At 73.7% G+C, this 24,319-nt stretch carries 21 protein-coding genes and 2 tRNA genes; 4 read left to right on the top strand and 19 right to left on the bottom strand.

All coding sequences use genetic code 11. The annotated features are described in order from the left end of the window. Positions 1 to 20: 20 nt before the first annotated feature. The 5 genes from AB8O64_RS12475 to leuS form a co-directional block, all read right to left on the bottom strand. A complete protein-coding gene (locus tag AB8O64_RS12475) occupies positions 21 to 2,402 on the bottom strand; it encodes a ComEC/Rec2 family competence protein (RefSeq protein ID WP_370423852.1) in 2,382 nt (793 codons plus the stop codon). A 185-nt stretch (positions 2,403 to 2,587) separates the two neighbouring features. Next, positions 2,588 to 3,289 carry a helix-hairpin-helix domain-containing protein gene (locus AB8O64_RS12480; protein WP_370419242.1) on the bottom strand — a complete coding sequence of 234 codons (702 nt, stop codon included), beginning with the start codon at positions 3,287 to 3,289 and terminating at the stop codon, positions 2,588 to 2,590. 509 nt (positions 3,290 to 3,798) lie between these two features. Beyond that, positions 3,799 to 4,644: a DegV family protein gene (locus AB8O64_RS12485; protein ID WP_356456252.1), complete on the bottom strand. Its 846-nt coding sequence runs from the start codon at positions 4,642 to 4,644 to the stop codon at positions 3,799 to 3,801. A 62-nt stretch (positions 4,645 to 4,706) separates the two neighbouring features. Then, positions 4,707 to 5,453, bottom strand: a complete 747-nt coding sequence (locus tag AB8O64_RS12490; RefSeq protein ID WP_370419244.1) for a hypothetical protein — start codon at positions 5,451 to 5,453, stop codon at positions 4,707 to 4,709. 155 nt (positions 5,454 to 5,608) lie between these two features. Next, complete coding sequence (leuS, locus tag AB8O64_RS12495) at positions 5,609 to 8,455, bottom strand: leucine--tRNA ligase (RefSeq protein WP_370419246.1); 2,847 nt, start codon at positions 8,453 to 8,455, stop codon at positions 5,609 to 5,611. Positions 8,456 to 8,822: 367 nt separating this feature from the next. Between leuS and AB8O64_RS12500 the strand changes: the two genes are divergently transcribed. Beyond that, entirely contained in the window at positions 8,823 to 9,539 is a 717-nt protein-coding gene (locus AB8O64_RS12500; RefSeq protein WP_370419248.1) for a hypothetical protein, read from the top strand. Beyond that, positions 9,536 to 11,146 carry an NADH-ubiquinone oxidoreductase-F iron-sulfur binding region domain-containing protein gene (locus AB8O64_RS12505; protein WP_370419250.1) on the top strand — a complete coding sequence of 537 codons (1,611 nt, stop codon included), beginning with the start codon at positions 9,536 to 9,538 and terminating at the stop codon, positions 11,144 to 11,146. The genes AB8O64_RS12500 and AB8O64_RS12505 overlap by 4 nt, the downstream gene beginning before the upstream one ends. A gap of 37 nt (positions 11,147 to 11,183) precedes the next feature. Here AB8O64_RS12505 and AB8O64_RS12510 read toward each other — a convergent pair. Beyond that, positions 11,184 to 11,256 (bottom strand) — tRNA-Ala (locus tag AB8O64_RS12510). A 166-nt stretch (positions 11,257 to 11,422) separates the two neighbouring features. Here AB8O64_RS12510 and AB8O64_RS12515 point away from each other — a divergent pair. Continuing rightward, complete coding sequence (locus AB8O64_RS12515) at positions 11,423 to 12,673, top strand: glycosyltransferase 87 family protein (protein WP_370419252.1); 1,251 nt, start codon at positions 11,423 to 11,425, stop codon at positions 12,671 to 12,673. On the opposite strand, the gene AB8O64_RS12520 is transcribed toward AB8O64_RS12515, so the two are convergent. The 8 genes from AB8O64_RS12520 to AB8O64_RS12555 all read right to left on the bottom strand — a co-directional run bounded on the left by AB8O64_RS12520 (position 12,652) and on the right by AB8O64_RS12555 (position 17,436). Next, a complete protein-coding gene (locus tag AB8O64_RS12520) occupies positions 12,652 to 12,885 on the bottom strand; it encodes a hypothetical protein (protein ID WP_130877703.1) in 234 nt (77 codons plus the stop codon). The genes AB8O64_RS12515 and AB8O64_RS12520 overlap by 22 nt on opposite strands. 267 nt (positions 12,886 to 13,152) lie before the next feature. Continuing rightward, positions 13,153 to 13,225, bottom strand: a tRNA-Ala gene (locus tag AB8O64_RS12525). Between the two features lie 126 nt (positions 13,226 to 13,351). Further along, positions 13,352 to 14,029, bottom strand: coding sequence for a histidine phosphatase family protein (locus tag AB8O64_RS12530; protein WP_370423853.1), 678 nt, complete (start codon positions 14,027 to 14,029; stop codon positions 13,352 to 13,354). Then, positions 14,026 to 14,466 (bottom strand): ribosome silencing factor, encoded by a 441-nt coding sequence (rsfS, locus tag AB8O64_RS12535; RefSeq protein ID WP_130877705.1) that lies wholly within the window; start codon positions 14,464 to 14,466, stop codon positions 14,026 to 14,028. Before rsfS ends, AB8O64_RS12530 begins: the two co-directional genes overlap by 4 nt. Positions 14,467 to 14,588: 122 nt before the next feature. Next, on the bottom strand, positions 14,589 to 16,286 hold the full coding sequence (locus AB8O64_RS12540; protein WP_370419255.1) for a LytR C-terminal domain-containing protein: 1,698 nt from the start codon (positions 16,284 to 16,286) through the stop codon (positions 14,589 to 14,591). 41 nt (positions 16,287 to 16,327) lie between these two features. Then, positions 16,328 to 16,939 carry a nicotinate-nucleotide adenylyltransferase gene (nadD, locus tag AB8O64_RS12545; protein WP_356456262.1) on the bottom strand — a complete coding sequence of 204 codons (612 nt, stop codon included), beginning with the start codon at positions 16,937 to 16,939 and terminating at the stop codon, positions 16,328 to 16,330. 55 nt (positions 16,940 to 16,994) lie between these two features. Beyond that, positions 16,995 to 17,156 carry a hypothetical protein gene (locus AB8O64_RS12550; RefSeq protein ID WP_370419257.1) on the bottom strand — a complete coding sequence of 54 codons (162 nt, stop codon included), beginning with the start codon at positions 17,154 to 17,156 and terminating at the stop codon, positions 16,995 to 16,997. A gap of 109 nt (positions 17,157 to 17,265) precedes the next feature. After that, positions 17,266 to 17,436: a hypothetical protein gene (locus AB8O64_RS12555; RefSeq protein ID WP_356456264.1), complete on the bottom strand. Its 171-nt coding sequence runs from the start codon at positions 17,434 to 17,436 to the stop codon at positions 17,266 to 17,268. Between the two features lie 91 nt (positions 17,437 to 17,527). On the opposite strand from AB8O64_RS12555, the gene AB8O64_RS12560 reads away from it, so the two are divergent. Next, positions 17,528 to 18,676 (top strand): M48 family metallopeptidase, encoded by a 1,149-nt coding sequence (locus tag AB8O64_RS12560; RefSeq protein WP_370419259.1) that lies wholly within the window; start codon positions 17,528 to 17,530, stop codon positions 18,674 to 18,676. Positions 18,677 to 18,883: 207 nt separating this feature from the next. Here the strand turns inward: AB8O64_RS12560 and AB8O64_RS12565 are convergent, their stop codons facing one another. The 5 genes from AB8O64_RS12565 to proB form a co-directional block, all read right to left on the bottom strand. After that, positions 18,884 to 19,993, bottom strand: coding sequence for a hypothetical protein (locus AB8O64_RS12565; protein ID WP_370419261.1), 1,110 nt, complete (start codon positions 19,991 to 19,993; stop codon positions 18,884 to 18,886). A 164-nt stretch (positions 19,994 to 20,157) separates the two neighbouring features. Then, on the bottom strand, positions 20,158 to 20,817 hold the full coding sequence (locus AB8O64_RS12570) for a hypothetical protein (protein ID WP_356456267.1): 660 nt from the start codon (positions 20,815 to 20,817) through the stop codon (positions 20,158 to 20,160). A gap of 50 nt (positions 20,818 to 20,867) precedes the next feature. After that, a complete protein-coding gene (locus tag AB8O64_RS12575; protein ID WP_130877876.1) occupies positions 20,868 to 22,154 on the bottom strand; it encodes a glutamate-5-semialdehyde dehydrogenase in 1,287 nt (428 codons plus the stop codon). 202 nt (positions 22,155 to 22,356) lie between these two features. After that, positions 22,357 to 22,842 carry a hypothetical protein gene (locus tag AB8O64_RS12580; RefSeq protein ID WP_370423854.1) on the bottom strand — a complete coding sequence of 162 codons (486 nt, stop codon included), beginning with the start codon at positions 22,840 to 22,842 and terminating at the stop codon, positions 22,357 to 22,359. Positions 22,843 to 23,123: 281 nt separating this feature from the next. After that, positions 23,124 to 24,221: a glutamate 5-kinase gene (gene proB, locus AB8O64_RS12585; protein WP_370419263.1), complete on the bottom strand. Its 1,098-nt coding sequence runs from the start codon at positions 24,219 to 24,221 to the stop codon at positions 23,124 to 23,126. Between the last annotated feature and the right edge of the window lie 98 nt (positions 24,222 to 24,319).

Genomic DNA, 24,319 nt, shown 5'->3' on the forward strand with positions numbered 1-24,319 from the left:
ACCCCCGTGTCGTCCTCGGGTCATCTCCACCCCGCCGACCTCGCCTTTCCCCCCTTGATGGCGGTGGCCGCGCCGGTCACCGCGACCGGGCCGTCGGTATCGGTCCGCAGGACCACCGCTCCCCGGGAGCGCAGGGCCGCGACCGTGCGGGGCGACGGATGGCCGTACGGGTTGTCGGCGCCCGCCGAGATCAGTGCCAGCCGTGGGTGGAGCCTGCGTATCAACTGCGGGTCCTGGTAAGCGGATCCGTGGTGCGCGACCTTGAGGACGTCCACCGGCGGCAGGTCCGGGCGGGCCTCCGACAGGGCCCGCTGGGCGGGTGGTTCGAGGTCGCCGAGCAGGAGGAAGGTGAGCCCGGCGGTACGGACGAGAAGGGTGACGCTGGCGTCATTGGGCCCCTCCTCCGCCACGAAGGACGTGCCCCGGGGCGGTGGCCACAGCACTTCCCACGACAGCGCTCCCAGGCGGCGCCGCTCCCCCGGCACCGCGGCGACGACGGGGACCCCCGCCCGCGCGGCCTCGCGGCGTACGAACGCGGCCTGGCCCGGCGGTTCGGCGAACGGCGTCGCCTGGATCACGCCGACCGCGCGGCCGCGCAGTACGCCGGGCAGCCCGTCGACGTGGTCGGCGTGATAGTGGCTCAGCAGCAGGAGCGGCACCTTCTCGACACCCAACGCGCGCAGGCAGTGGTCGACGGCCCGTGGCTCGGGCCCGGCGTCCACGACGAGGGCGGTGCCGCCGCCCGCGGCGAGGACCAGGGCGTCGCCTTGGCCCACGTCACAGGCCACCAGCCGCCAGTCGGGCGGCGGCCAGCCGGTGACGACCCGTGTCAGCGGGGCCGGGCGGACGATGGCGACCAGCAGGAGCAGGGCGCAGCCCGCGCACGCCCAAGGGCGGCGGATCAGCCGGCGGGCGGCGAGCGCGGCGACGGCGGTGGCCGCGGCCAGCGCCAGCCCGCCGGGCCACCCGCCCGGCCAGCCGAGCTCCGCGCCGGGCAGCTCGGCACCGGTGCGGGCCACCGTGGCGATCCAGGACGCGGGCCAGCCGGCGACCCGCGCGAGTCCCTCGGCGACGGGCGGCGCGAGCGGGGCCACAGCGAGTGCGGCGAAACCGAGGACGGTGGCGGGGGCGACGGCCGGCTCGGCCAGGAGATTGCACGGAACGGCCACCAGGCTGACGCGCGCCGCCAGTACGGCGATCACGGGCGCGCACACGGCCTGCGCGGCGGCCGCCGCCGCGAGGACCTCCGCGACACGCGCCGGGACACCCCGTCGCCGCAGCGCGTCGCCCCAGCGGGGAGCGAGGGTCAGAAGGGCTCCGGTGGCCAGGACGGAGAGCAGGAAGCCGTAGCTGCGGGCCAGCCAGGGGTCGTAGAGCACGAGCAGCAGCACGGCTGCCGCCAGGGCGGGCAGCAGGCTGCGGCGCCGGCCCGTCCCGATCGCCAGCAGCGTGATCAGACCGCACGCGGCGGCCCGCAGCACGCTCGGCTCGGGGCGGCACACGATGACGAACCCGAGCACGAGCACACCGCCGAGCACCGCCGTGAACCGCAGCGGCACCCCGAGCCGGGCGGCGAGCCCCCGGCGCTCGGCGCGGGTGGCCAGATGCGGCGGCCCGATCAGCACGACCAGCAGGATCGTGAGGTTGCTGCCGGAGACCGCCAGAAGGTGCGTCAGATCGGTGGCCCGGAACGCGTCCTCCAGATCGGGCGGAACGCGGGCGGTGTCGCCGACGACCAGCCCGGGGAGCAGCGCGCGGGCATCCGGCGCGAGTCCGTCCGTGGCCTCGCGCAGGCCCGATCGCAGTCGGGCGGCGGTGACCTGGAGCGCGGCAGGGGGCGCGACGACCCGAGGGGGCTGCTTGCCTCCGACGCGGAGCACGGCGCCGACGCGGTCGCCCTCCCGGGCGGGCGGGGCGAGTCTGCCGTCGACGCGGAGCCGGGTCGACGGCAGCAGCCCGAGCCAGGAACGCGGCGCGATCAGCAGGACGGGCGTGCGGGTGGCGACCGTGCCGCGCCCCGTGACGACCCGGGTCGCCTCACCCTCGAACACGACGGCGGGTGTGGTGCGGGCCGCTCCGCGCACGTGCGGGCGGACGGGCCGTGGATCCGTAACAACCGTCAGCTCGACGGTGGCCTCCCCGTACTGCCGCGCCAGCTCCGGAAGCGGGCCCCGGTGCGTATCGGCCGCCCGCAGGGCTGCCGCCGCGGCGCCGACGGCGGCACACAGCAGTACGGCCGCCACCGCGACCGCCGCGCCCACGCGTGCGACCGTCCATCGCCGCGCCACGGCCACCAGAGCCCCGGCGATGACCACCGCCGCCCCGCAGGCGACAGCGACCACGCTCCCGTCCGCCGTCAACGCGCCCGCCGCGGCCGCCCAGGCCGCGAGGGCGGGCACCATCAGCCGCAGGTCGGCGGGACCGTCCGGACGGGCACGGGCCTGCCCGGGGACGAGGGCCGGGGCCTGCCCGGTGGGCCGGGCAGGACCGCCGCCGGAGCCGGTCGGTGCGGCAGGCGGGGCGGTCGTCGTCGGGACCGGCCGGTGCGCCCCGGGCGCGGCTCCTGGGTCGTAGCGGGTCGGCGGGCTCACGGCTGGACCAGGGGGCGGAGGTCGGTGAAGCGACGGTTGCCGATGCCGTTGACCTGGCGGAGTTCGTCGACGGAGCGGAAGCCGCCGTGCCGGGTGCGGTAGTCGATGATGTGCTGGGCGAGGACGGGACCCACGCCCGGGAGGGTGTCGAGCTGGTCGACCGTGGCGGCGTTGAGGCTGATCGGGCCACTCGGGCTCCCTGAACCGCCGGGGCCGCCCGGGCTGCCCGACCCGGCCGGGCCGCCCGCGTTCCCCGCCGCCCCGGCGACCGGAGGGCTCGCGGTGGCGCCGACCACGATCTGTTCGCCGTCCGTGAGCACGCGCGCCCGGTTGAGGCCGGTGGTGTCCGTACCCGGCCGGGATCCGCCCGCCGCGTTCAGCGCGTCGACCACCCTCGATCCGGACGGCAGCCGCTGGATGCCGGGTCTGCGCACCTTGCCCGCCACATCCACCACCACGACGCCGCTCGGGCGGACACTCGCCAAAGCCCCCGTCGGTACCGCTGTCACCGTCGGCATCGCCGCCGCCGTCGGGGCCGCCACCGCCGCGGGCAGCTCACGGACGGGTGCCCGCACGGTCTGCGGGCGCCCCGTCCAGAAGTGGTACGCGGCGAAGACGCTCGCGGCGATCAGGACGACCGTCAGCGCGGCAAGGGTCCTGGGTTCGAGGCCGCACCGCAGTTGCACCCACAGCGGCATCCGCTCCCCCACGGCGACGCGCCAACCGGCCCGCCGCCGGACGGGATCGGGCGGATCCGGGCTGCCGTGCCCCGGCGGCCGCGACCCGGCCGGCCCACCCGTCCCTCTCCCCGGCCCCGATCCCGCACCCGCAGCAACCCGGGGGAACCCACCGCCACCGTCCCCGCTGGAGGAAACACGGCGCGAAACCCCCGCCGCCGGGCGCACACCGGACATCGCGTCCCCGCTCCCCGCATCGGACGCCGCGTCAGGACCAGGCCCGTTGAACAGCGCCGCCGCCCGTTGGCTCAGCGCGGGAGCGGAAGCATCAGCAAGCGCGGCACGTGATCGAGTCGTCATGGAACGTGACCGTAGACGCCTTCGAGCGAACCCGCTTCGACAGCCCAAATCCCGTGGATAACCCGTCGGTTGTGGAAAACCCCACCACCCGAACAGGTGGCTCGATCCCGACCGGACCAGACCAGACCGGCCCAGGCCGCCCCAACCCGCGCTCAGACCGCGCCCCGGCGCTACCGCGCCGAGACCACCACCGCGAGCAGCCCCGGCCCCGTGTGCGCCCCGATGACCGCGCCGACCTCGCTGACGTGCAGGTCCACCAGCCCCGGCACCCGCTCCCGCAACCGGTCCGCGAGGTCGTTCGCACGCTCGGGGGCGGCCAAATGATGGACCGCGACATCGACCGGGGCGGCGGCAGCCCGCTCCACGGCGATCTCTTCGAGGCGGGCGATGGCCTTGGAAGCCGTACGGACCTTCTCCCGCATCTCGATCCGGCCGCCGTCCAGCTGCAGCAGCGGTTTCACGGCGAGCGCCGAGCCCAGCAGCGCCTGCGCGGCCCCGATACGGCCGCCCCGGCGCAGGTAGTCGAGGGTGTCGACGTAGAAGTACGCGGCCGTGCCCTGCGCGCGCTTCTCGGCGGCGGCCACCGCCTCGTCGAGCGTGCCACCGGCGGCGGCGGTGTCCGCGGCGGCCAGCGCGCAGAAGCCGAGGGCCATGGCGACCATCCCGGTGTCCACGACCCGCACGGGTACGGGCGCCTCCCGCGCCGCGAGGACGGCCGCGTCGTAGGTGCCGGAGAACTCGGCGGACAGATGAAGGGAGACGATCCCCGTGGCACCCGCGTCGGCCGCCGCGCGGTAGGCGGCGGCGAAGACCTCGGGGCCGGGCCGCGACGTGGTCACCGGCTTGCGCTTCTGGAGCGCCTGCGCGACGGAACGGGCCGAGATCTCGGTGCCCTCTTCGAGGACCTGGTCGCCCAGGACGACCGCCAGCGGGACGGCGGTGATGCCGTGCTGCTCCATCGCCTCCTGCGGCAGGTAGGCCGTTGAGTCGGTGACGATCGCGACATGGCGGGGCATGCTCCGGAGATTACCCGCAGGGGCCCACGGACGGCAGTGCGGGCCGTGGGCCCGCGATCACTTCAGGTCGTGCTCTCGGGCCTGCGGGTCTTCTGCCAGGAGTAGCCGGGCTGTCGCCACGCGTCCCGCGCGGTGATCGCGGGCCGCTCCGGCTCCGCCCCGGCCGTCGTCGCGGCCTCCGGGCCCTCCGCGCCGACGCCTGTACCCGCGCCCGGCGTCCGGGCACCGGCTCCGGCGCCCGTGGGAGCGGCGTGCGGCTCCTCCTCCGTCGTCCAGTGCCGCAGCGCCCCGGCCTCCATGCGGATCTGCTCGCTGAGCAGCGCCAGATCGTCGTCGGCGAACTGCCGCGCCCGGTCCTGTGCCGCCCACCGCAGCGAATCCGCCGAGTGCGTGACGCGCTCCACGCGCTCGCGCAGCTCGGGCAGGCTCCCGGTGACGCGGGCCTTGTCCGGCTCGGCCTCCAGTCGCTTGAGGTCGGCGTCGATCTCCTGGCCGTGCGTGCTGAGCCGCTTGAAGAGGGCCAGGGCCTCGGACAGCGACGGGTCGTCCGGTGCGGCGGCCCGCAGGGCCTCCTGGGTGGCGCGCATCGATGTGCGCAGCGACAGGCGCAGCTCGGCGACCTCGCCGGGCGCCCCGGGCTGCACGTACTGCTTGGCCTTCAGTCGCGTGTCCTCGACGGTGCGGCGGGCCTGGGTGACGGTACGGTCCACGCCGCGCTTTACGGCGCGCACCGACCTCACCACGGCGATCACCCCGAGCGCGACGAAGACCGCGAACATCAGCGCGACGATCACGGCCACGGCTTCCATGAGCGCTCCTCAGCGGGGTCGGTCCGACCGATCTGCGTTACCCCTCCACCGTAAACGGAAAGGGCAGGTTGGGGGTTCCAGCGGAACCCCCAACCTGCCCGTAGGGACAAACCCTCAGACCGTCCGTGACGACCGTGGGCCGTCCGGAAAGGCCCTTACGCGGGAACGATGTTCACGAGCTTGGGCGCCCGCACGATGACCTTGCGGATGCCCGCGCCGCCCAGCGCCGCGACGACCGCCGGGTCCGCCAGCGCGACCTTCTCCAACTCCTCGTCGGAGATCGCCGGGGGGACCTCCAGACGCGCCTTGACCTTGCCCTTGATCTGGACGACGCAGGTCACGGCCTCGTCGACCAGGTACGCGGGGTCGGCCACGGGGAAGGCCTCGTGCACGACCGAGCCGGAGTGGCCCAGCTTGCGCCACAGCTCCTCGGCGATGTGCGGGGCCAGCGGCGCGATCAGCAGCACCATCCGCTCGGCGACGGAACGGGGCACCTCCGGCAGCTTGGTCACGAAGTTGTTCAGCTCGGTGACCTTGGCGATGGCGGTGTTGAACCGCAGGTTCGCCATGTCCTGCCCGGCGCCGTCGACGGCCTTGTGCAGGGCGCGCAGCGTCGCCTCGTCGGGCTCGGCGTCGACGACGGTGACCTCTCCGGTGTTCTCGTCGATCACATTGCGCCACAGACGCTGCAGCAGCCGGTACTGGCCGACGACGGCACGGGTGTCCCAGGGGCGCGAGACGTCCAGGGGGCCCATGGCCATCTCGTACAGGCGCAGGGTGTCGGCGCCGTACTCGGCGCAGATCTCGTCCGGCGTGACGGCGTTCTTCAGGGACTTGCCCATCTTGCCCAGGACCCGGCTGACCGGCTCGCCCTGGTGGAAGAACTTCCCGTCGCGCTCCTCCACCTCGGTGGCCGGCACGGCGATGCCCCGGCTGTCGCGGTAGACGAACGCCTGGATCATGCCCTGGTTGTAGAGCTTGTGGAACGGCTCGTTCGAGGCGATGTGGCCCAGGTCGAAGAGCACCTTGGACCAGAAGCGGGCGTACAGCAGGTGCAGCACGGCGTGCTCGGCGCCGCCGACGTACAGGTCGACGCCGCCGTGCGGCTGGCCCTCGCGCGGGCCCATCCAGTACTGCTCGGCCTCGGCGGAGACCAGCTGCTCGCTGTTGCGCGGGTCCAGATAGCGCAGCTCGTACCAGCAGGAACCGGCCCAGTTGGGCATGGTGTTGGTCTCGCGGCGGTAGCGCTTGACGCCGTCACCGAGGTCCAGCTCCACGTTGACCCAGTCCTCGTTGCGGGACAGGGGGGTCTCGGGGGAGGTGTCGGCGTCGTCGGGCTCGAAGGTGCGCGGCGAGTAGTCCTCGACCTCGGGCAGCTCCAGCGGCAGCATCGACTCGGGCAGCGGGTGGGCGACACCGGCCTCGTCGTAGACGATCGGGAAGGGCTCGCCCCAGTAGCGCTGACGGCTGAACAGCCAGTCGCGCAGCCGGAAGTTGATGGTGCCCTCGCCGATGCCGCGCTCGGTCAGGTGGGCGATGACGGTGCGCTTGGCCTCGTCGACGTCCATGCCGTTGAGGTCGATCTCGGCGTTGGCGGAGTTGATCGCCGGGCCCTGGCCGCCGTACGCCTCGCCCTCCCAGCCCTCGGGGGGCTGGACCGTGCGGACGATGGGCAGGTCGAAGACGGTCGCGAACTCCCAGTCGCGCTCGTCCTGACCGGGGACGGCCATGATCGCGCCGGTGCCGTAGCCCATCAGGACGTAGTCGGCGACGAAGACGGGGATCTGCTCGCCGGTCAGCGGGTTGAGGGCGTACGCGCCGGTGAAGACGCCGGTCTTGTCCTTGCCCTCGGTCTGGCGCTCCACGTCGGTCTTCGACTGCGCCTGCTTGCGGTAGGCGGCGACGGCGTCGGCCGGGGTGCGGGCGCCGCCGGTCCACGCGTCCTTGGTGTCCTGCGGCCACTCGGCCGGGACGACGGTGTCGACCAGAGGGTGCTCGGGGGCCAGCACCATGTAGGTGGCGCCGAAGAGGGTGTCGGGGCGGGTGGTGAAGACGGTGATCTTCTCGTCGCGGCCGGCGACCTGGAAGGCGACGCGGGCGCCCTCGCTGCGGCCGATCCAGTTGCGCTGCTGGAGCTTGATGGCCTCGGGCCAGTCCAGCGCGTCCAGGTCGTCGATCAGGCGGTCCGCGTAGGCGGTGATCCGCATGTTCCACTGGCGCAGCTTGGACTTGAAGACGGGGAAGTTGCCGCGCTCGGAGCGGCCGTCGGCGGTGACCTCCTCGTTGGCCAGGACGGTGCCCAGGCCGGGGCACCAGTTGACGGGCGCGTCGGAGGCGTAGGCCAGGCGGTACTCGCCCAGGACGTCGGCGCGTTCGGCCTCGCTCAGCTCGCTCCAGGCGCGCCCCGCGTCGACGGTCCGCTCGCCGGACTCGAACTGGGCGACCAGCTCACTGATCGGCCGGGCCTTCTTCGCGTCCTCGTCGTACCAGGAGTTGAAGATCTGCAGGAAGATCCACTGGGTCCACTTGTAGTAGTCCGGGTCGATCGTCGCGAAGGACCGGCGCTTGTCGTGGCCCAGGCCCAGCCGGCGCAGCTGAGCCTTCATGTTGTCGATGTTGGCCTCGGTGGAGACCCGGGGGTGCGTACCGGTCTGCACGGCGTACTGCTCGGCGGGCAGGCCGAAGGCGTCGAAGCCCAGGGTGTGCAGGACGTTGTGGCCCGTCATGCGGTGGTAGCGGGCGTAGACGTCGGTGGCGATGTAACCCAGCGGGTGGCCGACGTGCAGGCCCGCACCCGAGGGGTACGGGAACATGTCCATGATGAACTTCTTGGGCCGGGCCACGACCTCGGGGTCGCCCGCCAGGTCACCGGTGGGGTTGGGCGCCTCGTAGGTGCCGTCGGCGTCCCAGAAGTCCTGCCAGCGTGCCTCGATGTCAGCGGCCAGCGCGGCCGTGTAGCGGTGCGGGGCAGCCGGCTCGGCGGCGGAAGTGGTCTCGCTCATCGTCCTCAAAGCTCCATCGATCGTCGTCTCTGCATGCGGTCCGGGAAATGAAAAAGCCCCTCGCACAGGAGGGGACGCCGCGCCGATGCCGACCGGACTGTCACCGGTCGGCTTTGATCAGCGCGGCCCGCTAAGCAGAAGGCGTACGGCACGCATGGGGTCAGGTTACCGCAGCGGCCGAAGGGCCCGCACAGACGGCCGCCGTGTGAGACCCCCGGGCGGGTGCGACGGACCGGTTGGACGGGCGGCCGGGTTTATCCGGCGGAACACCGCAGAACGGACCGACGCTAGCAGTCACGAGGGCCCCGGTCGCCGAGCTTGCGCGAAGCGGAACGTACGCCCTACGCGCTCCCTAGCGTGCGGGGGCATGGACCTGCACCGCTTCCTCGACCACACGGGCGGCGTCCTCGCCCTGGTCTCGCTCACCGCGACCGTCGCCTGGGGGCTCCTCGCCACCGACCGGCTGCTGCTGTCCCCGCGCGACCGGCTGCTCGCCCAGGGCGTGCACCGCGCGACCGGAGTCTGCGCGCTCGGCTTCCTCCTCGTGCACGTCACGCTCAAGGTGGCGGACACCCGGGTGGGCCCTGCCGCGCTGCTGCCCTTCCCGTCCGGCGCGGGCGGCCCGGGCGGCAGCGGCGCGCTCATCGGGCTCGGCGCGCTCGCCGGGTACCTCATGGTGCTCGCCGCGGCGAGCGGTGCCCTGCGGAGCGCCTTCGCCGGGCGCGGGCACGCGGCCCGCCGGTGGCGCGCCCTGCACGCCTGCGCGTACCCGGCCTGGTGTGCCGCCGTCCTGCACGGCCTCAAGTCCGGTCGCACCCCGGCGGATTGGGTGACGGGCTGCTACGTGCTGTGCCTCGCGGCGGTGGCGGCGGCGCTCGTCGCGCGGTGCGTACACGCCCGCCGCCGGTCCCGGGCGGCCGAGGTGCCCGCCCGCCGCCCCGCCCCCGCCGGTGCCCACGCCCGGCGCGGTGTACCGGCCGTGCCGCGCCCCCGCCCGGAGCACGCGCTCGGGCGCGGGGCACCCGGCCCGGCCGCCCGCCCACCGCGCCATCTCGCGCGCGAGACCTCGGGCCGGAACCGGTGACCGGGCGCCCGCTCCCCGAGCTGCCGGACGTCATCGGCCTCGGGCTGCCACGGCTGACAGCCGGGTTCGACGGGGCCGAGCGGCTGGACCGCAGAATGCACCTGGCCGTGCACGGCTGCGCACCGCGCCTCACCGAGGACCGGCTGACCCGGCTCGCCGAGGGCGTCGGGCTGCGCGGGCGCGGCGGCGCCGGATTCCCTTTCGCGCGGAAGCTGCGGGCGGTGGGCGAGGCCGCGCGGCGGCGGGGCGTCCGGCCGGTGGTGGTGGTCAACGGCTGCGAGGGCGAGCCCGCCTGCCGCAAGGACGCCGTGCTGCTCGGCCGCGCCCCGCATCTGGTGCTCGACGGCGCTCTGCTGGCCGCCGAGGTGCTCGGCGCCCGCACCCTGGTGGTGGGGGTGACCCGGCAGCGGGCCGAGGCGTCCGTGCGGGAGGCGCTGGCCGAGCGGGGGCTCACCGACCGGCGCGGCCGGACCGTACGCGCCCGGGTCGTACGCCTGCCCGAACGGCTGGTCTCCGGCGAGGCGTCCGCCCTGCTGCGGGCCGCGGGCGGCGGGCCCGCCGTGCCGCCCGGGCGGCACGCGCGCGCGTGCGAGGAGGGTCTGGGCGGTGTGCCGACCCTGCTGTCCGATGCCGAGACCTTCGCCCAACTCGCCGTGGCCGCCCGGCTCGGCACGGACCGCTACGCCGCGACCGGCACACCGGCCGAGCCCGGCACCCTGCTGCTCACCCTCTCCGGCGGGGTGCCGCGGCCGTGCGTGGTCGAGGCGCCGAGCGGGGTCCCGATGGGGTACGTGCTGCGCACCTGCGGCGCGGATCCCGCCCTCCAGGGCGTGCTCGTCGGCGGCTACCACGGCGGGTGGCTCGACGCGGCGACGGCGTACGGGGCCGCGGTCTCCCGCGACGCACTCGCCACCGCCGGCGGGACGCTCGGCGCGGGCGCGGTGCTGCCGCTGCCGGGAAGCACCTGCCCGCTCGGCGAGACCGCGCGGGTGGCGCACTGGCTGGCGGCCGAGTCGGCCGGGCAGTGCGGGCCGTGCCGGCTCGGCCTGCCCACGCTGGCCGGGGCGCTGGCGGAGGTGGTGGCCGGGCCGGGCGCCCTGGAGGGCGTACGGGAGGCGGTGCGGGGGCTGCGCGGGCGCGGGGCGTGCCGCAACCCGGACGGCTCGGCGCGCTTCGTCCTGAGCGCCCTGGCGGCGTTCACGGACGATCTGGCGGCCCACGTCCTGGGCGGCGGCTGCGGGCGCGGCACGGCGGGCGTGCTGCCGCTGCCCGCCCCCACCCGGACGGGGGCACCGGAGAGCCGGGAGGGCGCGGAGCGGCTGGCGGTGGACCGGACGCTGTGCGCGGGCCACGGGCTGTGCGCGGGACTGGTGCCGGAGCTCGTACGGCTGGGCCGGGACGGCTATCCGTCGCTCGCGGACACGACGGTGCCGGCGCATCTGCGGGGACGTGCGCAGCGGGCCGTACGCCGCTGTCCCGCGCTCGCGCTGTACCTCGCCCGGGAGGAGCAGAGCCAGGAGCAGAGCGGGGACCGGAGGCAGGAGCAGGACCGGGCACGCGACGGCGACCCGCACCCGCGATCCGGACGGCGGTCCGGAAAACGCTGAACGGGCCGCCCTATTCGGACGACCCGTTCATTCACTGTGGAGCTAAGGAGAATTGAACTCCTGACCTCCTGCATGCCATGCAGGCGCTCTACCAACTGAGCTATAGCCCCTTGTTTTGTTTTCCCGCCCGGTTCCCCCGGCGACATCGACTACATTACACGGACCTCCCCGCCATCTGCCAAATCGATGGCCCGTCAGCGCTTGAAACGAGCCCGCACAGGGTAGCGTCGTCCGTCTGATGACGATTTGTCCCGGAGGTTCCCGGAGCCGAGCCTCGTGACAGCCCGCCGTGGCACGCTGCTCGCCACCGCGGGCTGCGTGGTCTCCTTCGGCTGCCTCTGGTTGGCCCAGTACCTCGCCCACGTCTCGATGATCGACCTGCTGGTCTACCGGGCGGAGGGCTGGACCGTACGGAACGGGGGCGATCTCTACGCGATGCGCGCCACCCACGCGCGCCTCCTCGCCACCTACCCGCCCTTCGCGGCGCTGCTGTTCACCCCCCTCACCCTGCTCGCCACCGCCCCGCTGCGCGTGCTCGCGACGCTCACCAACCTCGCGCTGCTCATCTCGCTCGTCCACCTCTCGCTGCGGCTGATCGGCCGCCGCCCGCCGCGGGCAGCCGTGACCCTCGCGGCCGCCGCCCTGTGCGTCTGGTGCGAACCGGTGTGGACGACGCTGCGCTACGGGCAGGTGAATCTGCTGCTCGCCGTGCTGGTGCTGTGGGATCTGACCCGGCCGGCGGCCCACCGCTGGGCGGGTGTGGGCACCGGCCTCGCGGCGGGCATCAAGCTCACCCCGGCGCTCTTCGTGGTCTTCCTGGCCCTCTCGGGCCTGGCGCGGCGGCCCGGGGCGGGCCACTGGCTGCGGCAGGCCCTCGTCGCCACCGCCGCCTTCGCCGGCACGGTGGCCGTGGGCGCCCTCGTCCTGCCCTACGACGCGCACCGCTTCTGGACGGGCACCGTGTTCGCCGCCGGGCGGGCCGGACCCGCCGAGGACACCGCCAACCAGTCGCTGCGCGGCGTCCTCGCCCGGCTGCTGCACACCGGCGACCCCGGCCCGTGGTGGCTCGTCGTCGCCTCGGCCGTGGCCCTGCTCGGCCTCGGGATCGCGGTCAGGGCGCGGCTGTACGGGCCCGAGCCGACCGCGCCGGCCTGGGGCGCGCTCTCCTGCGCCGCGACGGCACTGATCGTCAGCCCCGTCTCGTGGTCGCACCACTGGGTGTGGTGCGTCCCGATGACGCTGCTGCTCGTCTCGGAGGCGGTGGTCCGGCGCAGCGCCGCGTGGTGGGCGATCGCCGCGGGCACCGGCGCGCTCTTCTTCTCGTACGCCCTGTGGTGGGTCCCGCACGTCTCGGAGGCGCGGCTCGAACTGCACCAGAACGGCGGCCAGATGCTGCTGTCCGCCGGCTATCCGGCGTTCGGCGCGGCCTTCTTGGTGCTGGCGGCCGTCGTGGGCCTCACCGGTCGGCGGCATGCGGGGCCCCGGAGCGCACCGCTGGCGGAGCCTCAGGCCCTGGCGAAGGAGTAGAAGCGCTTCAGCGCGCAGTGCTCGTCGAGCAGCCGGCCGTAGATGGGCTCGCCCTCGAGCTCACGGTAGGTCTCGATCGGGTCGCCTTTTATGATCAGCGCCCGCGCGCACTCCACACACCAGTACTGATACGCGGAGTTGAGCGGCTCCATGTCGCGGACGATCGGTGTTCCGCTGCCGCACCAGTCGCACTTCCGGCTGTGTGCACCCATCGGTCAGCTCCCCCTGTGGCGGCGGGCCGTGCGGAGCGAGGAATCGCAGCTGTGAACACGTCCGTGAACGCGTCTGCGCGCGTCGTGCCCGTGACGGGAAGCCGCGCCGCGAGGAACGCCGACCCCCTTGAGGACGCACAGCGACATGGCGCTTTCCCTCCCCTTCGGCCCCGTCCGCACCCGGCCGTCCGATTCTGCCATGGGAACGTGCCGCAACAGCAAACAATCCCGCCTCCCTCTGAGAGGGAGACGGGATCGTCCGGATTGTGGAGCTAAGGAGAATTGAACTCCTGACCTCCTGCATGCCATGCAGGCGCTCTACCAACTGAGCTATAGCCCCGCTGTTCTCAGGTCTTCCGGCGTTTCCCCCGGCGTTTCCCGCGAACAAGAAGAACTTTAGCCTGCGACCTGCCCAGATGTGAAATCCGGTCCCGGCAGGCCGCCGGCGTCGGTCCTTCGGGCCCGCTCAGACGTCGTCGCCGAGCACCGGCTCGGGGAGCGTGCCGGCGTTGTGCTCCAGCAGACGCCAGCCGCGCGCGCCCTCGCCCAGCACCGACCAGCAGCAGTTGGTGAGGCCGCCGAGCGCCTCCCAGGTCCCCGGCTCCAGGCCGAGCAGCCGTCCGATGGTGGTGCGGATCGTGCCGCCGTGGCTGACCACGACGAGCGTGCCGCCGTCCGGCAGCTTCTCGGCCGCGCCGAGCACGACCGGGGCGGCCCGGTCGGCGACCTCGGTCTCCAGCTCGCCGCCGCCGCGCCGCACGGGCTCGCCGCGCTTCCACGCCGCGTACTGCTCGCCGTAGGCCGCGATGATCTCGTCGTGCGTCAGGCCCTGCCAGGCTCCGGCGTAGGTCTCGCGCAGCCCGGCGTCGGAGGCGATCTCCAGGCCCGTGACGGCGGCCAGCTCGGCGGCGGTCGCCACGGCGCGTCGCAGGTCCGAGGCGACGATGGCGTCCGGCCGCAGCGCGGCCAGCAGCCGGGCGGCCCGGCGCGCCTGGGCGACACCGGTGTCCGTCAGCTCGATGTCCGTGGAGCCCTGGAAGCGGCGCTCCACGTTCCAGGCGGTCTGCCCGTGCCGCCACAGGACGATGCGGCGGCCGCGGCCGGCCGGGGCGGGTGCGGTGGTGCCGGTGTCCGCGGCGTTCAGCTCAGCTCACCGTCCAGGTCGGCCGCGGCGGCCTGGCTCTCGGCGTGCTCGGCGGCCTTGCCCCGGGTGGCGACGGCGTCGGCCGGCAGCTCGATCTCGGGGCAGTCCTTCCACAGCCGCTCCAGGGCGTAGAAGACACGCTCCTCGCTGTGCTGCACGTGGACGACGATGTCGACGTAGTCGAGCAGCACCCAGCGGGCGTCGCGGTCGCCCTCACGGCGGACCGGCTTGGCGCCGAGCTCCTTGTTGAGGTGCTCCTCGATCTCGTCGACGATCGACTTGACCTGGCGGTCGTTGGGGGCGGAGGCGAGCAGGAAGGCGTCGGTGATCGACAGCACGTCGCTGACGTCGTACGCGATGATGTCGTGCGCGAGCTTGTCGGCGGCCGCCTGGGCGGCGGCCTTGATCAGCTCGATGGAGCGGTCCGTGGCGGTCACAAGCCATGCTTTCGATAAAGAGGGTCAGTACCTCTCAAGGGTCTCACGACCCGCCAACCGCTTTCCGGGCCGTTTCGGCCGGGCCCGGAGGCCCGGTCGCCGAAACGGCCCGGAGCGGCGGCTCAGCCCTTGTAGTCCTTGCCCAGGGTGACGGTGATGTCCGCGTTGGGCGCGCCCGCCGCCTTCTTCACCGCGCCGGCCGGCAGGCCCAGCGTCTTGGCGACCTCCTTGGCCTCGGCCGCCCGCTTGTCGTCCGCGTAGGTCACCGTCGAGGCGGCGGCGGCCGGGGCCGTGCCGGCGTCGACGTGGGTGTAGCCACTGTTGACCAGGGTGACCTGGGCGGACTGGCCTGCGGTCTTGCCTCCGGTGGCGTTCTTCACGCTCACCCGGGGCGTCGCGTCCGGGTCGGTGTTGCGGACGGTGCCGCCGAGCACGTCCTTGACCACGCTGTCGGTCGCCTGCGCGCTGAGCGTGCCGTCCTTCTGCACGGGCAGCACGGCGGTGTCGTACGAGCCGTTCTTGGCCTGCTTCGCGAGCTGGGCCAGCGAGGCGCCGAGCTCCTTGACCGACAGGGAGGGGTCGGGGATCTGGGCGAGGGAGTCCACCGTGGTGGTGGCGGGGCCGGGGTCGTCGGGCATCTTCTTCAGCACGGCCCGCATGACCTGGCCGAACCGGACCAGCTGCTTGTCCGGGCTCTCGCCGGGCGCGCGGTGGGTGGCGTAGCCGACGGCCATCTGACCGCTGAGGTCCTGCGCCTTGCCCTGCCGGACCAGCGGGCGGTCGCCGGACTTCGCGCCGGGGACGGTGACGTCGGTGTCGACGACGATGCCGCCGACCAGGTCGACGAGGTTCTCCAGGTAGGGGGTGTCCAGTCGCCAGCTGCCCTTGATGTCGGCGCCGAGCAGGGCGTTCAGGGCGTCCCGGGTGGCGCCGGTGCCCTCGTCCTGCACGGACTTGCCGAGCGTGGTGGAGCCGCCGCCCTCCCTGGAGACGGCCAGCGCGTTCGGCAGCAGGACCGTGGTGCCCTTCTTGGTGGTCTCGTTGTCGACGAGCAGGGCGGTGGAGCTGAGCCCGCCCTTCGTCTGCCGCAGATGCACCACGATCACGTCGCGCTTCTGCCCGCCGCCGCTCGCCGTCGTGCCCTTCTTCGCGTCGGAGCCGCCGAGCAGGAGGTAGCCGAGTCCGCCGCCGAGCGCGAGGACAGCCGCGACGACGAGGGCGACGACGCGGTTGCGTCCCTTGCGTTTGCGCTCGTCGCGGCGCTCGGTGCGGCTCTCGCTGAACTTGAGCCAGTCGATGACGTCCTCGGAGTCCTCGTCCGGCTCCTCGATGAAGGAGAACTGCTCGGTGCGGTAGTCCGGCGCCGCGGGGGCCTCGGAGGCGTCCGGGGCCCGCCGTGGCTCCGGCATCGGCACCGGCTCCTGCTCCGGCGCCCGGTGGGCCGGCTCCTCGTGGACGGGGGCGCCCGCCTGCCGGGGGATCCACTCCTGCTGCCGGGTCTGCGGCTGTGCGGCCGGGTACGCGTCGTAACTCTGCTGCCCCGTTGCGCCGTACGGGTCATGGCCGTAGCCCTGCTGCTGCCCCTGCGCTCCCGTCGCGCCGGCGCCGTACCCGCCGTCCTGCCCGTACTGCTGCCCGTGCTGCTGCCCGTACTCGTGGCCGTCGTGGCCGTACTGCTGCGCAAGAGCCTGGCCGTACTGGTCGTACACGCGCTCCGGGGCGTTCGGCTGGTACACCGGCTGTCCGTAGGCGTCGTAGCCGTACACCTGCGGTTGCTGTGCGTACGGGTCGTGCGCGTACGGGTCCTGTCGGTCGTTCACCAGTGCCCCTCAGTGCCCTGTGGATCCGGGGTCGATCCGGATCAGCCGCTGTGCCGGTAGAGCTTGCGCTTGTCGATGTAGCGCACCACACCGTCGGGCACCAGGTACCAGACCGGCTCGCCCTGCGCCACTCGCGCGCGGCAGTCGGAGGAGGAGATCGCGAGCGCGGGCACCTCGACGAAGGAGACCCGGTCCTCGGGCAGCCCCGGGTTGGCGAGTATGTGGCCGGGCCGGGTGACGCCGATGAAGTGGGCGAGGGAGAACAGCTCGTCCGTGTCCCGCCAGGTCAGGATCTGCGCCAGCGCGTCGGCACCGGTGATGAAGAACAGGTCCGCGTCGTCGTTGAGGGAGCGCAGGTCGCGGAGCGTGTCGGTGGTGTACGTCGGACCACCGCGGTCGATGTCGATCCGGCTGACCGAGAACTGCGGGTTGGACGCGGTGGCGATGACCGTCATCAGATAGCGGTCCTCGGCCGGTGACACCGCCCGGTGGCTCTTCTGCCACGGCTGCCCGGTCGGTACGAAGACCACCTCGTCCAGGTGGAACTGCGAAGCCACCTCGCTGGCGGCGACCAGGTGGCCGTGGTGGACCGGGTCGAAGGTCCCGCCCATCACGCCGAGCCGCCGCTTCACGGGCCCTGTCTGCTCTCCCATGCGTGCAGACCCTACTGGGCGCGGCTCGGCGCCGAGCCCCCAGGGACCGGTGGGGTCAGCGGTCGCGGTTGAAGCGGGTGGTGATCCAGAGCAGGAGCAGCAGGATGACCAGGGCGGCGCCACCGGTCATGTACGGGCTGAGGCTCGCGTGGGTGTCGACGTGCTCGCCCTCGGAGGCGAGGGTGGCGGCGGCGGCGTGGGCGGTGATGAGGTTCATCGTCGGCAGGACCTATCCGGGATGGGATCCGGGGATCGCCGGATCGGGTGGAGACTTCTGCCACATCGTATGCGGGGGCCGTTCGCAACCCCACGCCGACTCCGGCGCGTCAGTCCTTGTTGCCGTAACCACGCAGCAGGAACCAGGCGAGGAGGGCGATGCCCACCACGCCGACGACGATGACCGTGCGCAGCAGCGCGCCCGGGCCCTGGTCGCCCTTGGACACGGCGAGCAGCTCGGTGAATCCGGGATGCGTGGCGAAACCATTGATATGCGGCATGTCCCCACGGTAGCCATGCCGGTGCCACGGCCTAGGGTGGGGTCCGGCAAGCCGGGGGACGAGCCATGATCAGCCCATTGAGGGGGTCTCGATGAGTGACAACAGCTCCGACAACAGCTCCGACGACAAGGCCGGCCACGGCGCCGACGGCCGGGCCGAGGGCGCGAAGCGGCTGCCGGGCCGCGAGCGCCGGCGGTTCCCGGACATCTCCTCGCGGGCGTACGAGCACCCGGCGGACCGCTCGGCCCTGGTGGCCCTGCGCAAGCTGAGCGGCTTCGACACCGTCTTCAAGGCGCTCAGCGGGCTGCTGCCCGAGCGCAGCCTGCGGCTGCTGTTCCTGTCCGACTCGGTGCGGGTGAGCGACCAGCAGTTCCAGCATCTGCACGCGATGCTGCTGGACGCCTGCTACATCCTGGACCTGCCCAAGGTCCCGCCGATGTACGTCACCCAGGACCCGCAGCCGAACGCCATGTGCATCGGCCTGGACGAGCCGATCATCGTGGTGACCACGGGCCTGGTCGAGCTGCTCGACGAGGAGGAGATGCGGGCCGTCGTGGGCCACGAGGTGGGCCACGCGCTGTCCGGGCACGCGGTCTACCGGACGATATTGCTCTTCCTGACCAACTTCGCCCTCAAGATCGCCTGGATTCCGCTGGGCAATATCGCGGTGATGGCGATCGTGACGGCGCTGCGCGAGTGGTTCCGCAAGTCGGAGCTGTCGGCGGACCGGGCGGGCCTGCTCGTGGGGCAGGATCTGCGGGCCTCCATGCGCGGTCTGATGAAGATCGCGGGCGGCAACCACCTGCACGAGATGAACGTGGACGCGTTCCTCGCCCAGGCCGAGGAGTACGAGGCGGGTGGCGATCTGCGCGACTCCGTGCTCAAGATCCTCAATGTGCTGCCGCGCACCCACCCCTTCACGACCGTGCGCGCCGCGGAGCTGAAGAAGTGGGCCGAGAGCCGCGACTACCAGCGCATCATGGACGGCCACTACCCGCGCCGCGCGGAGGACAAGGACACCTCGGTGTCCGACTCCTTCCGTGAGTCCGCGAGCCATTACGCCGAGACGGTGCGCTCCAGCAAGGACCCGCTGATGGGCCTCGTGCGGGACATCGCGGGCGGGGCGTCCGACCTGGGCGGCCGACTGCGGGACACCTTCGGCGGCCGCGCGACCCCGCCCAAGGGCGGCGGCACCGGCACGCCGGGCAACGGCCCCGAGGACACGCCTGGGGAGCGATAGGGCCTGCCGACGGCGGGCCGTCTTGGTCGCCGGTGCCGCCTGCGGCGGCAGGCGCCCTTCGGGCGCGTCCTCAATCGCCGGACGGGCTTGAAGATCAGCCCGTCCGGCGATTGAGGACACAGCACAGCAGCCCGTCCGGCGATTGAGGACACCACCGCGCAGCGGAGGTACACCCGCCCCCGCCCGCCGGACACGGCCAGCGCTTGGTCAAGACGCCTTCGGCAGGCTCGGCTGGGCACTGGGGGCCATGACGCCGCACAGGGCGGCCGACTCCCGGCCCGTCGCGTACGGGTCGGTGTCGGCCGGCCGGTCGGTGGCCCGCTGCCCGGCCAGCAGCGGCCGCAGATAGCCGGCGTCGTCGGCCGAGCAGGACTGCGGTCCGGCCTGGACGTGGCTCTGCAGGACCTCCACGTGGTGCCCCTGCAGATCGTCACGGTCGAAGCGGAAGCGCATCTGCCGCCGCACGGTGAACAGCGACGCCCGGTCCTCGCCCTGCCCCGGCTCCGCGTGCTGTCCGCCGCCGGCCCGCACGGCGTGCACGGCGTAGACGAAGGTGTGGTCGGCGGCGACCTCCAGCGTGCCGGGCGTCGTCTCGGTGAGGGAGAAGGTGCCCTGGGTCCGCACCGGCACGTCGGCGAGCGCGATCTGCGTGGGGTCGAAGCGCACCAGCCAGCCGGTGGCGGCATGCCGGCCGTCGTCGACGGGCTTGGTGAAACTGCGGTCGAACTGGTCGAGTTGGGACGGGTCGAGCAGCAGCCGGACGCCGCGCTGGGCACCGCCGGTGAGCGTGGCGCGGTCGAGCGCCGACTTCAGCGTGTACTCCTTGGCGGTGGCGAGCGCCGTCATCACCAGGCTCTCGGAGAAGTGCTGGGTGCGCCGGGCCGGCGGCAGATTGATCCCTTCCTCGCCGTCGCGGAACTGCGCCGCCGGGCTGTGGTCGAGCAGTTCCCGCGCGGAGATCCCGCCCGGTACGGGGTCGCGGGGCGCGAGCGGCACGAGCGTGGTGCGCAGCGCCTCGGCCGTCGGCGGCCTGGGCTCCTCGTAGGGGTGGCGCAGGCCCATGTAGACGGCGGTGCCGAAGGCCATGGTGATCAGCAGTATCAGGACGAGGACCTGCCGGGACGCGCCGATGCGCGCCCAGACGTGGCGGCTGCGGACGGGGTGCGCGTGGTCGGCCATCCGCTCCTGCGCCGAGAATTCCTGGAGCCGGGCAGCGCGCACGAAGGATTCATCGAAGACGACCGATCGGTACTCGTCGTCCCCGCTGCCCGGGGCGCCCTCGGGCGGCCCCTCGGGTGGGTCTCGCGGCCCGTCCATACTCCAAGAGTAGGTCCGCCAGGGCCTCGGTAAACGCCCTGGTACACGACAAGTTCCACGGAACGTTCGGATCGTCGGGCACCCGGCACCCCATGCCTTGGCCCACGCTTCGGCGGCCGGTCACCGCCCGCCGGACGGTCACGCTGGGTGACCGGCCGGAGGCGTCAGCTCCGGCCCGGCGCGGCGGAGGCCACCGGTGGCTCGGAATCGGCGGACACCGACGGCAGGGGGCCGGGCCGTCCGGCCGCCGGAGCGTCCACGCCGGTGGTCGCCGGGGGCGGCGCCGGATCCCCTCGGTCGCCCGAGGAGGCGCCGCGGTAGACGGCGGCGAAGGCCAGGGCGACCACGCCGATGCCCATCAGCACGGCGAGCAGCCAGGCCACCGGGCGGTGCCAGCGGGCATGGCCGCGATACGGGCCCCGGGCCGTGCCGTAGCGCCCGTACGGGCCGTAGGCGTCGTCGGGGTCGAGGTCGTGGGCGAGACCGTGCCACTCCCCCGGCCGGGCCGAGGGCTGGCCGGTCGCGGGGCGGCCGTCGGGGCCGTGCCCGTCATGGCCGTCGAAACCCTCGGGGCCCTCGTAACCCTCGAAAACATCGTCGTCGGCGGGGCCGCCGCCCGCCCGGGCCCGGGCGGCGTCGGCCTCGGCGCGCGCCCGCTCGGCGGCGAGCATCCGCTCGGCCGCGGAGGGTTCGTGGACCGCGGCGGACCGCACGAACTCCTCGTCGAAGACCACGGAGGCGAACTCTTCGTCCGCGCCTCCGTGGCCGTGGCTGTCGGGCTCTTCGCCGTCCGGGAACGGCTTGCCCCCCACATCGTCCGGCACCCGTCCAGATTAGACCCGAACCGCTCAATCCGCGCAGCCGCTACGGGAATTCAGGACGCGACGGGTCCGGCTCCGCCGCGCACATGACCGTCACCCGTGACGATGTACTTGGTCGACGTCAGCTCCGGCAGGCCCATCGGGCCCCGGGCGTGCAGCTTCTGCGTGGAGATGCCGATCTCCGCGCCGAAGCCGAACTGGCTGCCGTCCGTGAAGCGGGTGGAGGCGTTGACGGCGACCGTGGTGGAGTCCACCAGCTGGGTGAACCGGCGGGCGGCGGCCTGCGAGGTGGTGACGATCGCCTCGGTGTGGCCGGAGGACCACAGCCGGATGTGCCGCACGGCCATGTCCAGCGAGTCCACGACGGCGGCGGCGATGTCGTACGAGAGGTACTCGGTCTCCCAGTCCTCGACGGTCGCGGGCACGACGGTCGCGGGCCCGCCCTCCGCCAGGGCCTGGAAGCGCTCGTCGGCGTGCACGGTCACGCCCGCCTCGGCCAGGGCGGCCACGGCCCGCGGCACGAACCGCTCCGCGATGTCCTGGTGGACGAGCAGCGTCTCGGCGGCGTTGCAGACGCTGGGGCGCTGCGCCTTGGAATTGACGAGGATGTCCACGGCCATGTCGAGGTCGGCCTCGGCGTCGACGTAGACGTGGCAGTTCCCGGTGCCGGTCTCGATCACCGGGACCGTGGACTCCTGGACGACCGTGCGGATCAGCGAGGCGCCGCCGCGCGGGATCAGCACGTCGACCATGCCCCGGGCGCGCATCAGCTCCCGGACGGACTCCCGGCTCTCGCCCGGCACCAGCTGCACGGCGTCGGCGGGCAGCCCGGCACCGCCGACGGCGTCGCGCAGGACCCGCACCAGGGCGGTGTTGGAGGCGTAGGCGGAGGACGAGCCGCGCAGCAGGACGGCGTTGCCGGACTTCAGGCAGAGGGCGGCGGCGTCCACGGTCACGTTCGGCCGGGCCTCGTAGATGATCCCGACGACACCGAGCGGCACCCGCACCTGACGCAGGTCGATGCCGTTGGGGAGGGTGGAGCCGCGGACGACCTCGCCGACGGGGTCGGGCAGGGCCACCACGTCCCGGACGTCCTTGGCGATGGCCCGGACGCGCTCGGGGGTGAGGGTCAGCCGGTCGATGACGGTCTCGCTGGTCCCGGCGGCCCGGGCCTTCTCGACGTCCTCGGCGTTGGCCTCGACGATCTCCCGGGTACGGACCTCCAGCGCGTCGGCGATGGCCAGCAGCGCCTCGTCCTTCGCCGAGCGCGGCAGTGGCGCCAGGTCGGCAGCGGCGGCGCGGGCGCGGTAGGCGGCCCGCAGCACCGGGGACTGCGGCATCGGGTCGGCGAGGGGGGAGGGGAAGACACTGCTGCTCATGGCGGCAGCCTAGCCCCGCCGCGCGCGGGAGCCACCCGTATTCCACAGTGCGGGACACCCGACCGGCGGGCCGTGGCGGGTGCGCCTCCGGTGCGCGGCGGTGTCGCGCACGGGGCGCCCCACCGCCGTAGGCGGAATGCGGGCCCGCGGCCGGGGCGCGGACCTAGAACGGGTGCACGCCCACCGGCGTGGCCGGCAGCGGGCCGTAGCCCTCCGCGATGCGCTGGTGGTAGGTCTCGCGGTCGATGACCTCCAGGCCGACGATCTCCCACGGAGGCAGCCGGGCGGTCGAGCGGTGCTCGCCCCACAGCCGCAGCGCCACGGCCGCCGCGTCGTGCAGATCACGCGCCTCTTCCCAGTAGCGGATCTCGGCGTGGTCGTTGGCGTAGCGGCTGGTCAGCAGGAAAGGGTGGTCGTGGGCGAGCTGCTCGAGCGCCCGCCGCACCTCCCCCAGCGGTGCCTCGGCCCCCGAGACGCTGAGCGTGACGTGCCACAGCCGGGAGACCTCACCACGGTCCCGCACGGTCTCGCCCGCCCCGTCCGGCTCCCCGGGCCCCGTCGTCCCGTCCACCGCGTCGCCCGTCCCGACGCTGGTCAGTGTCCGCTCCGCCGTCCCCCGGGGCGGCGCCCCGGGGCGCCCTCGTCTCACCACCGACGGCCTCCTGTTGATCGCTGCTCCGCGCACGCGCTGCGGAGCGGTGTGGTGCCGGTTCCCGCTCTGGGTCCCGCTGTGCCGGTCTTGCTGCTGGTTCAGGTGGTGCTCACCGTGTCCGGTGGTGCGGGCCACGTGCTGCCCGCGGACACCGCCCGTCCACGACGGCCCCCATGCTCAAAGTTGACCAGTCCGCAGGCGGCCGTGGGGCGGTTTTACAGAAGGTCTCCATGGAAAGGCTGGACTTACCTCACACTCTCGCCCCGGGATGACGGCCGTCAGGGGCGCAGCACGACCAGATCATCGCGGTGGACGACCTCGCGCTCGTACGCGGGTCCGAGGTCCCGGGCCAGGTCACGGGTGGAGCGGCCGAGCAGCCGGGGGATCTCCCGGGCGTCGAAGTTGACCAGCCCCCGGGCCACGGCCCGCCCCGAGGAGTCCCGCAGCTCCACGGGGTCACCCGCGGTGAATTCACCCTCGACGGACGCGATGCCCGCCGGGAGCAGCGACGCGCGCCCGTCGACCACGGCCCGCACGGCGCCGTCGTCCAGCGTCAGGGCACCGCGCGGGGTGGACGCGTGCGCGAGCCACAGCAGCCGGTCGGCGGAGCGGCGGCCGGTGCGGTGGAAGAACGTGCCGGCCGGCCGGCCGGACAGGGCGTCGGCGGCCCGGCTGGCGGAGGTGAGGACGACGGGGATGCCGGCGGCGGCCGCGATCCGGGCCGCCTCGACCTTGGTGACCATGCCGCCGGTGCCCACGCCCGCCTTGCCGGCACTGCCGACGGAGACCCCGTCGAGATCCTTCTCCCCGGTGACCTCGGCGATCCGCGTGGTGCCCGGGATGCTCGGGTCACCGTCGTAGAGGGCGTCGACGTCGGAGAGCAGGACCAGCAGGTCGGCCCGGACGAGATGGGCGACGAGGGCGGCCAGCCGGTCGTTGTCGCCGAAGCGGATCTCGTCCGTCGCGACGGTGTCGTTCTCGTTGACGACCGGGACGGCGCCCATGGCGAGCAGCTGGTCGAGCGTCCGGTAGGCGTTGCGGTAGTGCGCACGGCGGCTGGTGTCGTCGCTGGTCAGCAGCACCTGGCCGACGCGGCGGCCGTAGCGCGCGAAGGAGGCGGTGTAGCGGGCGACGAGCAGCCCCTGGCCGACGCTGGCGGCGGCCTGCTGGCGGGCGAGGTCGCGGGGGCGCCGCTCCAGGCCGAGCGGTGCGAGACCGGCGGCGATGGCACCGGAGGAGACCAGCACGATCTCCTTCTCCCCGCCGGCCTTGGCCAGCGTGTCGACCAGTGCGTCAACCCGGTCGGCGTCCAGCCCACCGCCCGCGGTGGTGAGTGAGGAGGATCCCACCTTGACCACGATCCTGCGGGCGTCCACGACCTCCCGCCGGAGCTCCTGACCGGCCTCCCGGCCGACCGTCCGACCGGCCTCTTGCCGTGTCCCTGCCCCTGTCACGTCCGTACACCCCTGTGATC

This window comes from Streptomyces sp. QH1-20 (assembly GCF_041283565.1).
GTDB lineage: Bacteria > Actinomycetota > Actinomycetes > Streptomycetales > Streptomycetaceae > Streptomyces > Streptomyces syringius.

Bases quoted from the DNA above. Each gene is read 5' to 3' on its own strand.
- AB8O64_RS12475 (WP_370423852.1), bottom strand. From the start codon at position 2,402: ATGGTGCCCGCCCTCGCGGCCTGGGCGGCCGCGGCGGGCGCGTTGACG.
- AB8O64_RS12480 (WP_370419242.1), bottom strand. From the start codon at position 3,289: ATGCCGCTGTGGGTGCAACTGCGGTGCGGCCTCGAACCCAGGACCCTT.
- AB8O64_RS12485 (WP_356456252.1), bottom strand. From the start codon at position 4,644: ATGCCCCGCCATGTCGCGATCGTCACCGACTCAACGGCCTACCTGCCG.
- AB8O64_RS12490 (WP_370419244.1), bottom strand. From the start codon at position 5,453: ATGGAAGCCGTGGCCGTGATCGTCGCGCTGATGTTCGCGGTCTTCGTC.
- leuS (WP_370419246.1), bottom strand. From the start codon at position 8,455: ATGAGCGAGACCACTTCCGCCGCCGAGCCGGCTGCCCCGCACCGCTAC.
- AB8O64_RS12500 (WP_370419248.1), top strand. From the start codon at position 8,823: ATGGACCTGCACCGCTTCCTCGACCACACGGGCGGCGTCCTCGCCCTG.
- AB8O64_RS12520 (WP_130877703.1), bottom strand. From the start codon at position 12,885: ATGGGTGCACACAGCCGGAAGTGCGACTGGTGCGGCAGCGGAACACCG.
- nadD (WP_356456262.1), bottom strand. From the start codon at position 16,939: ATGGGAGAGCAGACAGGGCCCGTGAAGCGGCGGCTCGGCGTGATGGGC.
- AB8O64_RS12550 (WP_370419257.1), bottom strand. From the start codon at position 17,156: ATGAACCTCATCACCGCCCACGCCGCCGCCGCCACCCTCGCCTCCGAG.
- AB8O64_RS12555 (WP_356456264.1), bottom strand. From the start codon at position 17,436: ATGCCGCATATCAATGGTTTCGCCACGCATCCCGGATTCACCGAGCTG.
- AB8O64_RS12560 (WP_370419259.1), top strand. From the start codon at position 17,528: ATGAGTGACAACAGCTCCGACAACAGCTCCGACGACAAGGCCGGCCAC.
- AB8O64_RS12565 (WP_370419261.1), bottom strand. From the start codon at position 19,993: ATGGACGGGCCGCGAGACCCACCCGAGGGGCCGCCCGAGGGCGCCCCG.
- AB8O64_RS12575 (WP_130877876.1), bottom strand. From the start codon at position 22,154: ATGCCGCAGTCCCCGGTGCTGCGGGCCGCCTACCGCGCCCGCGCCGCC.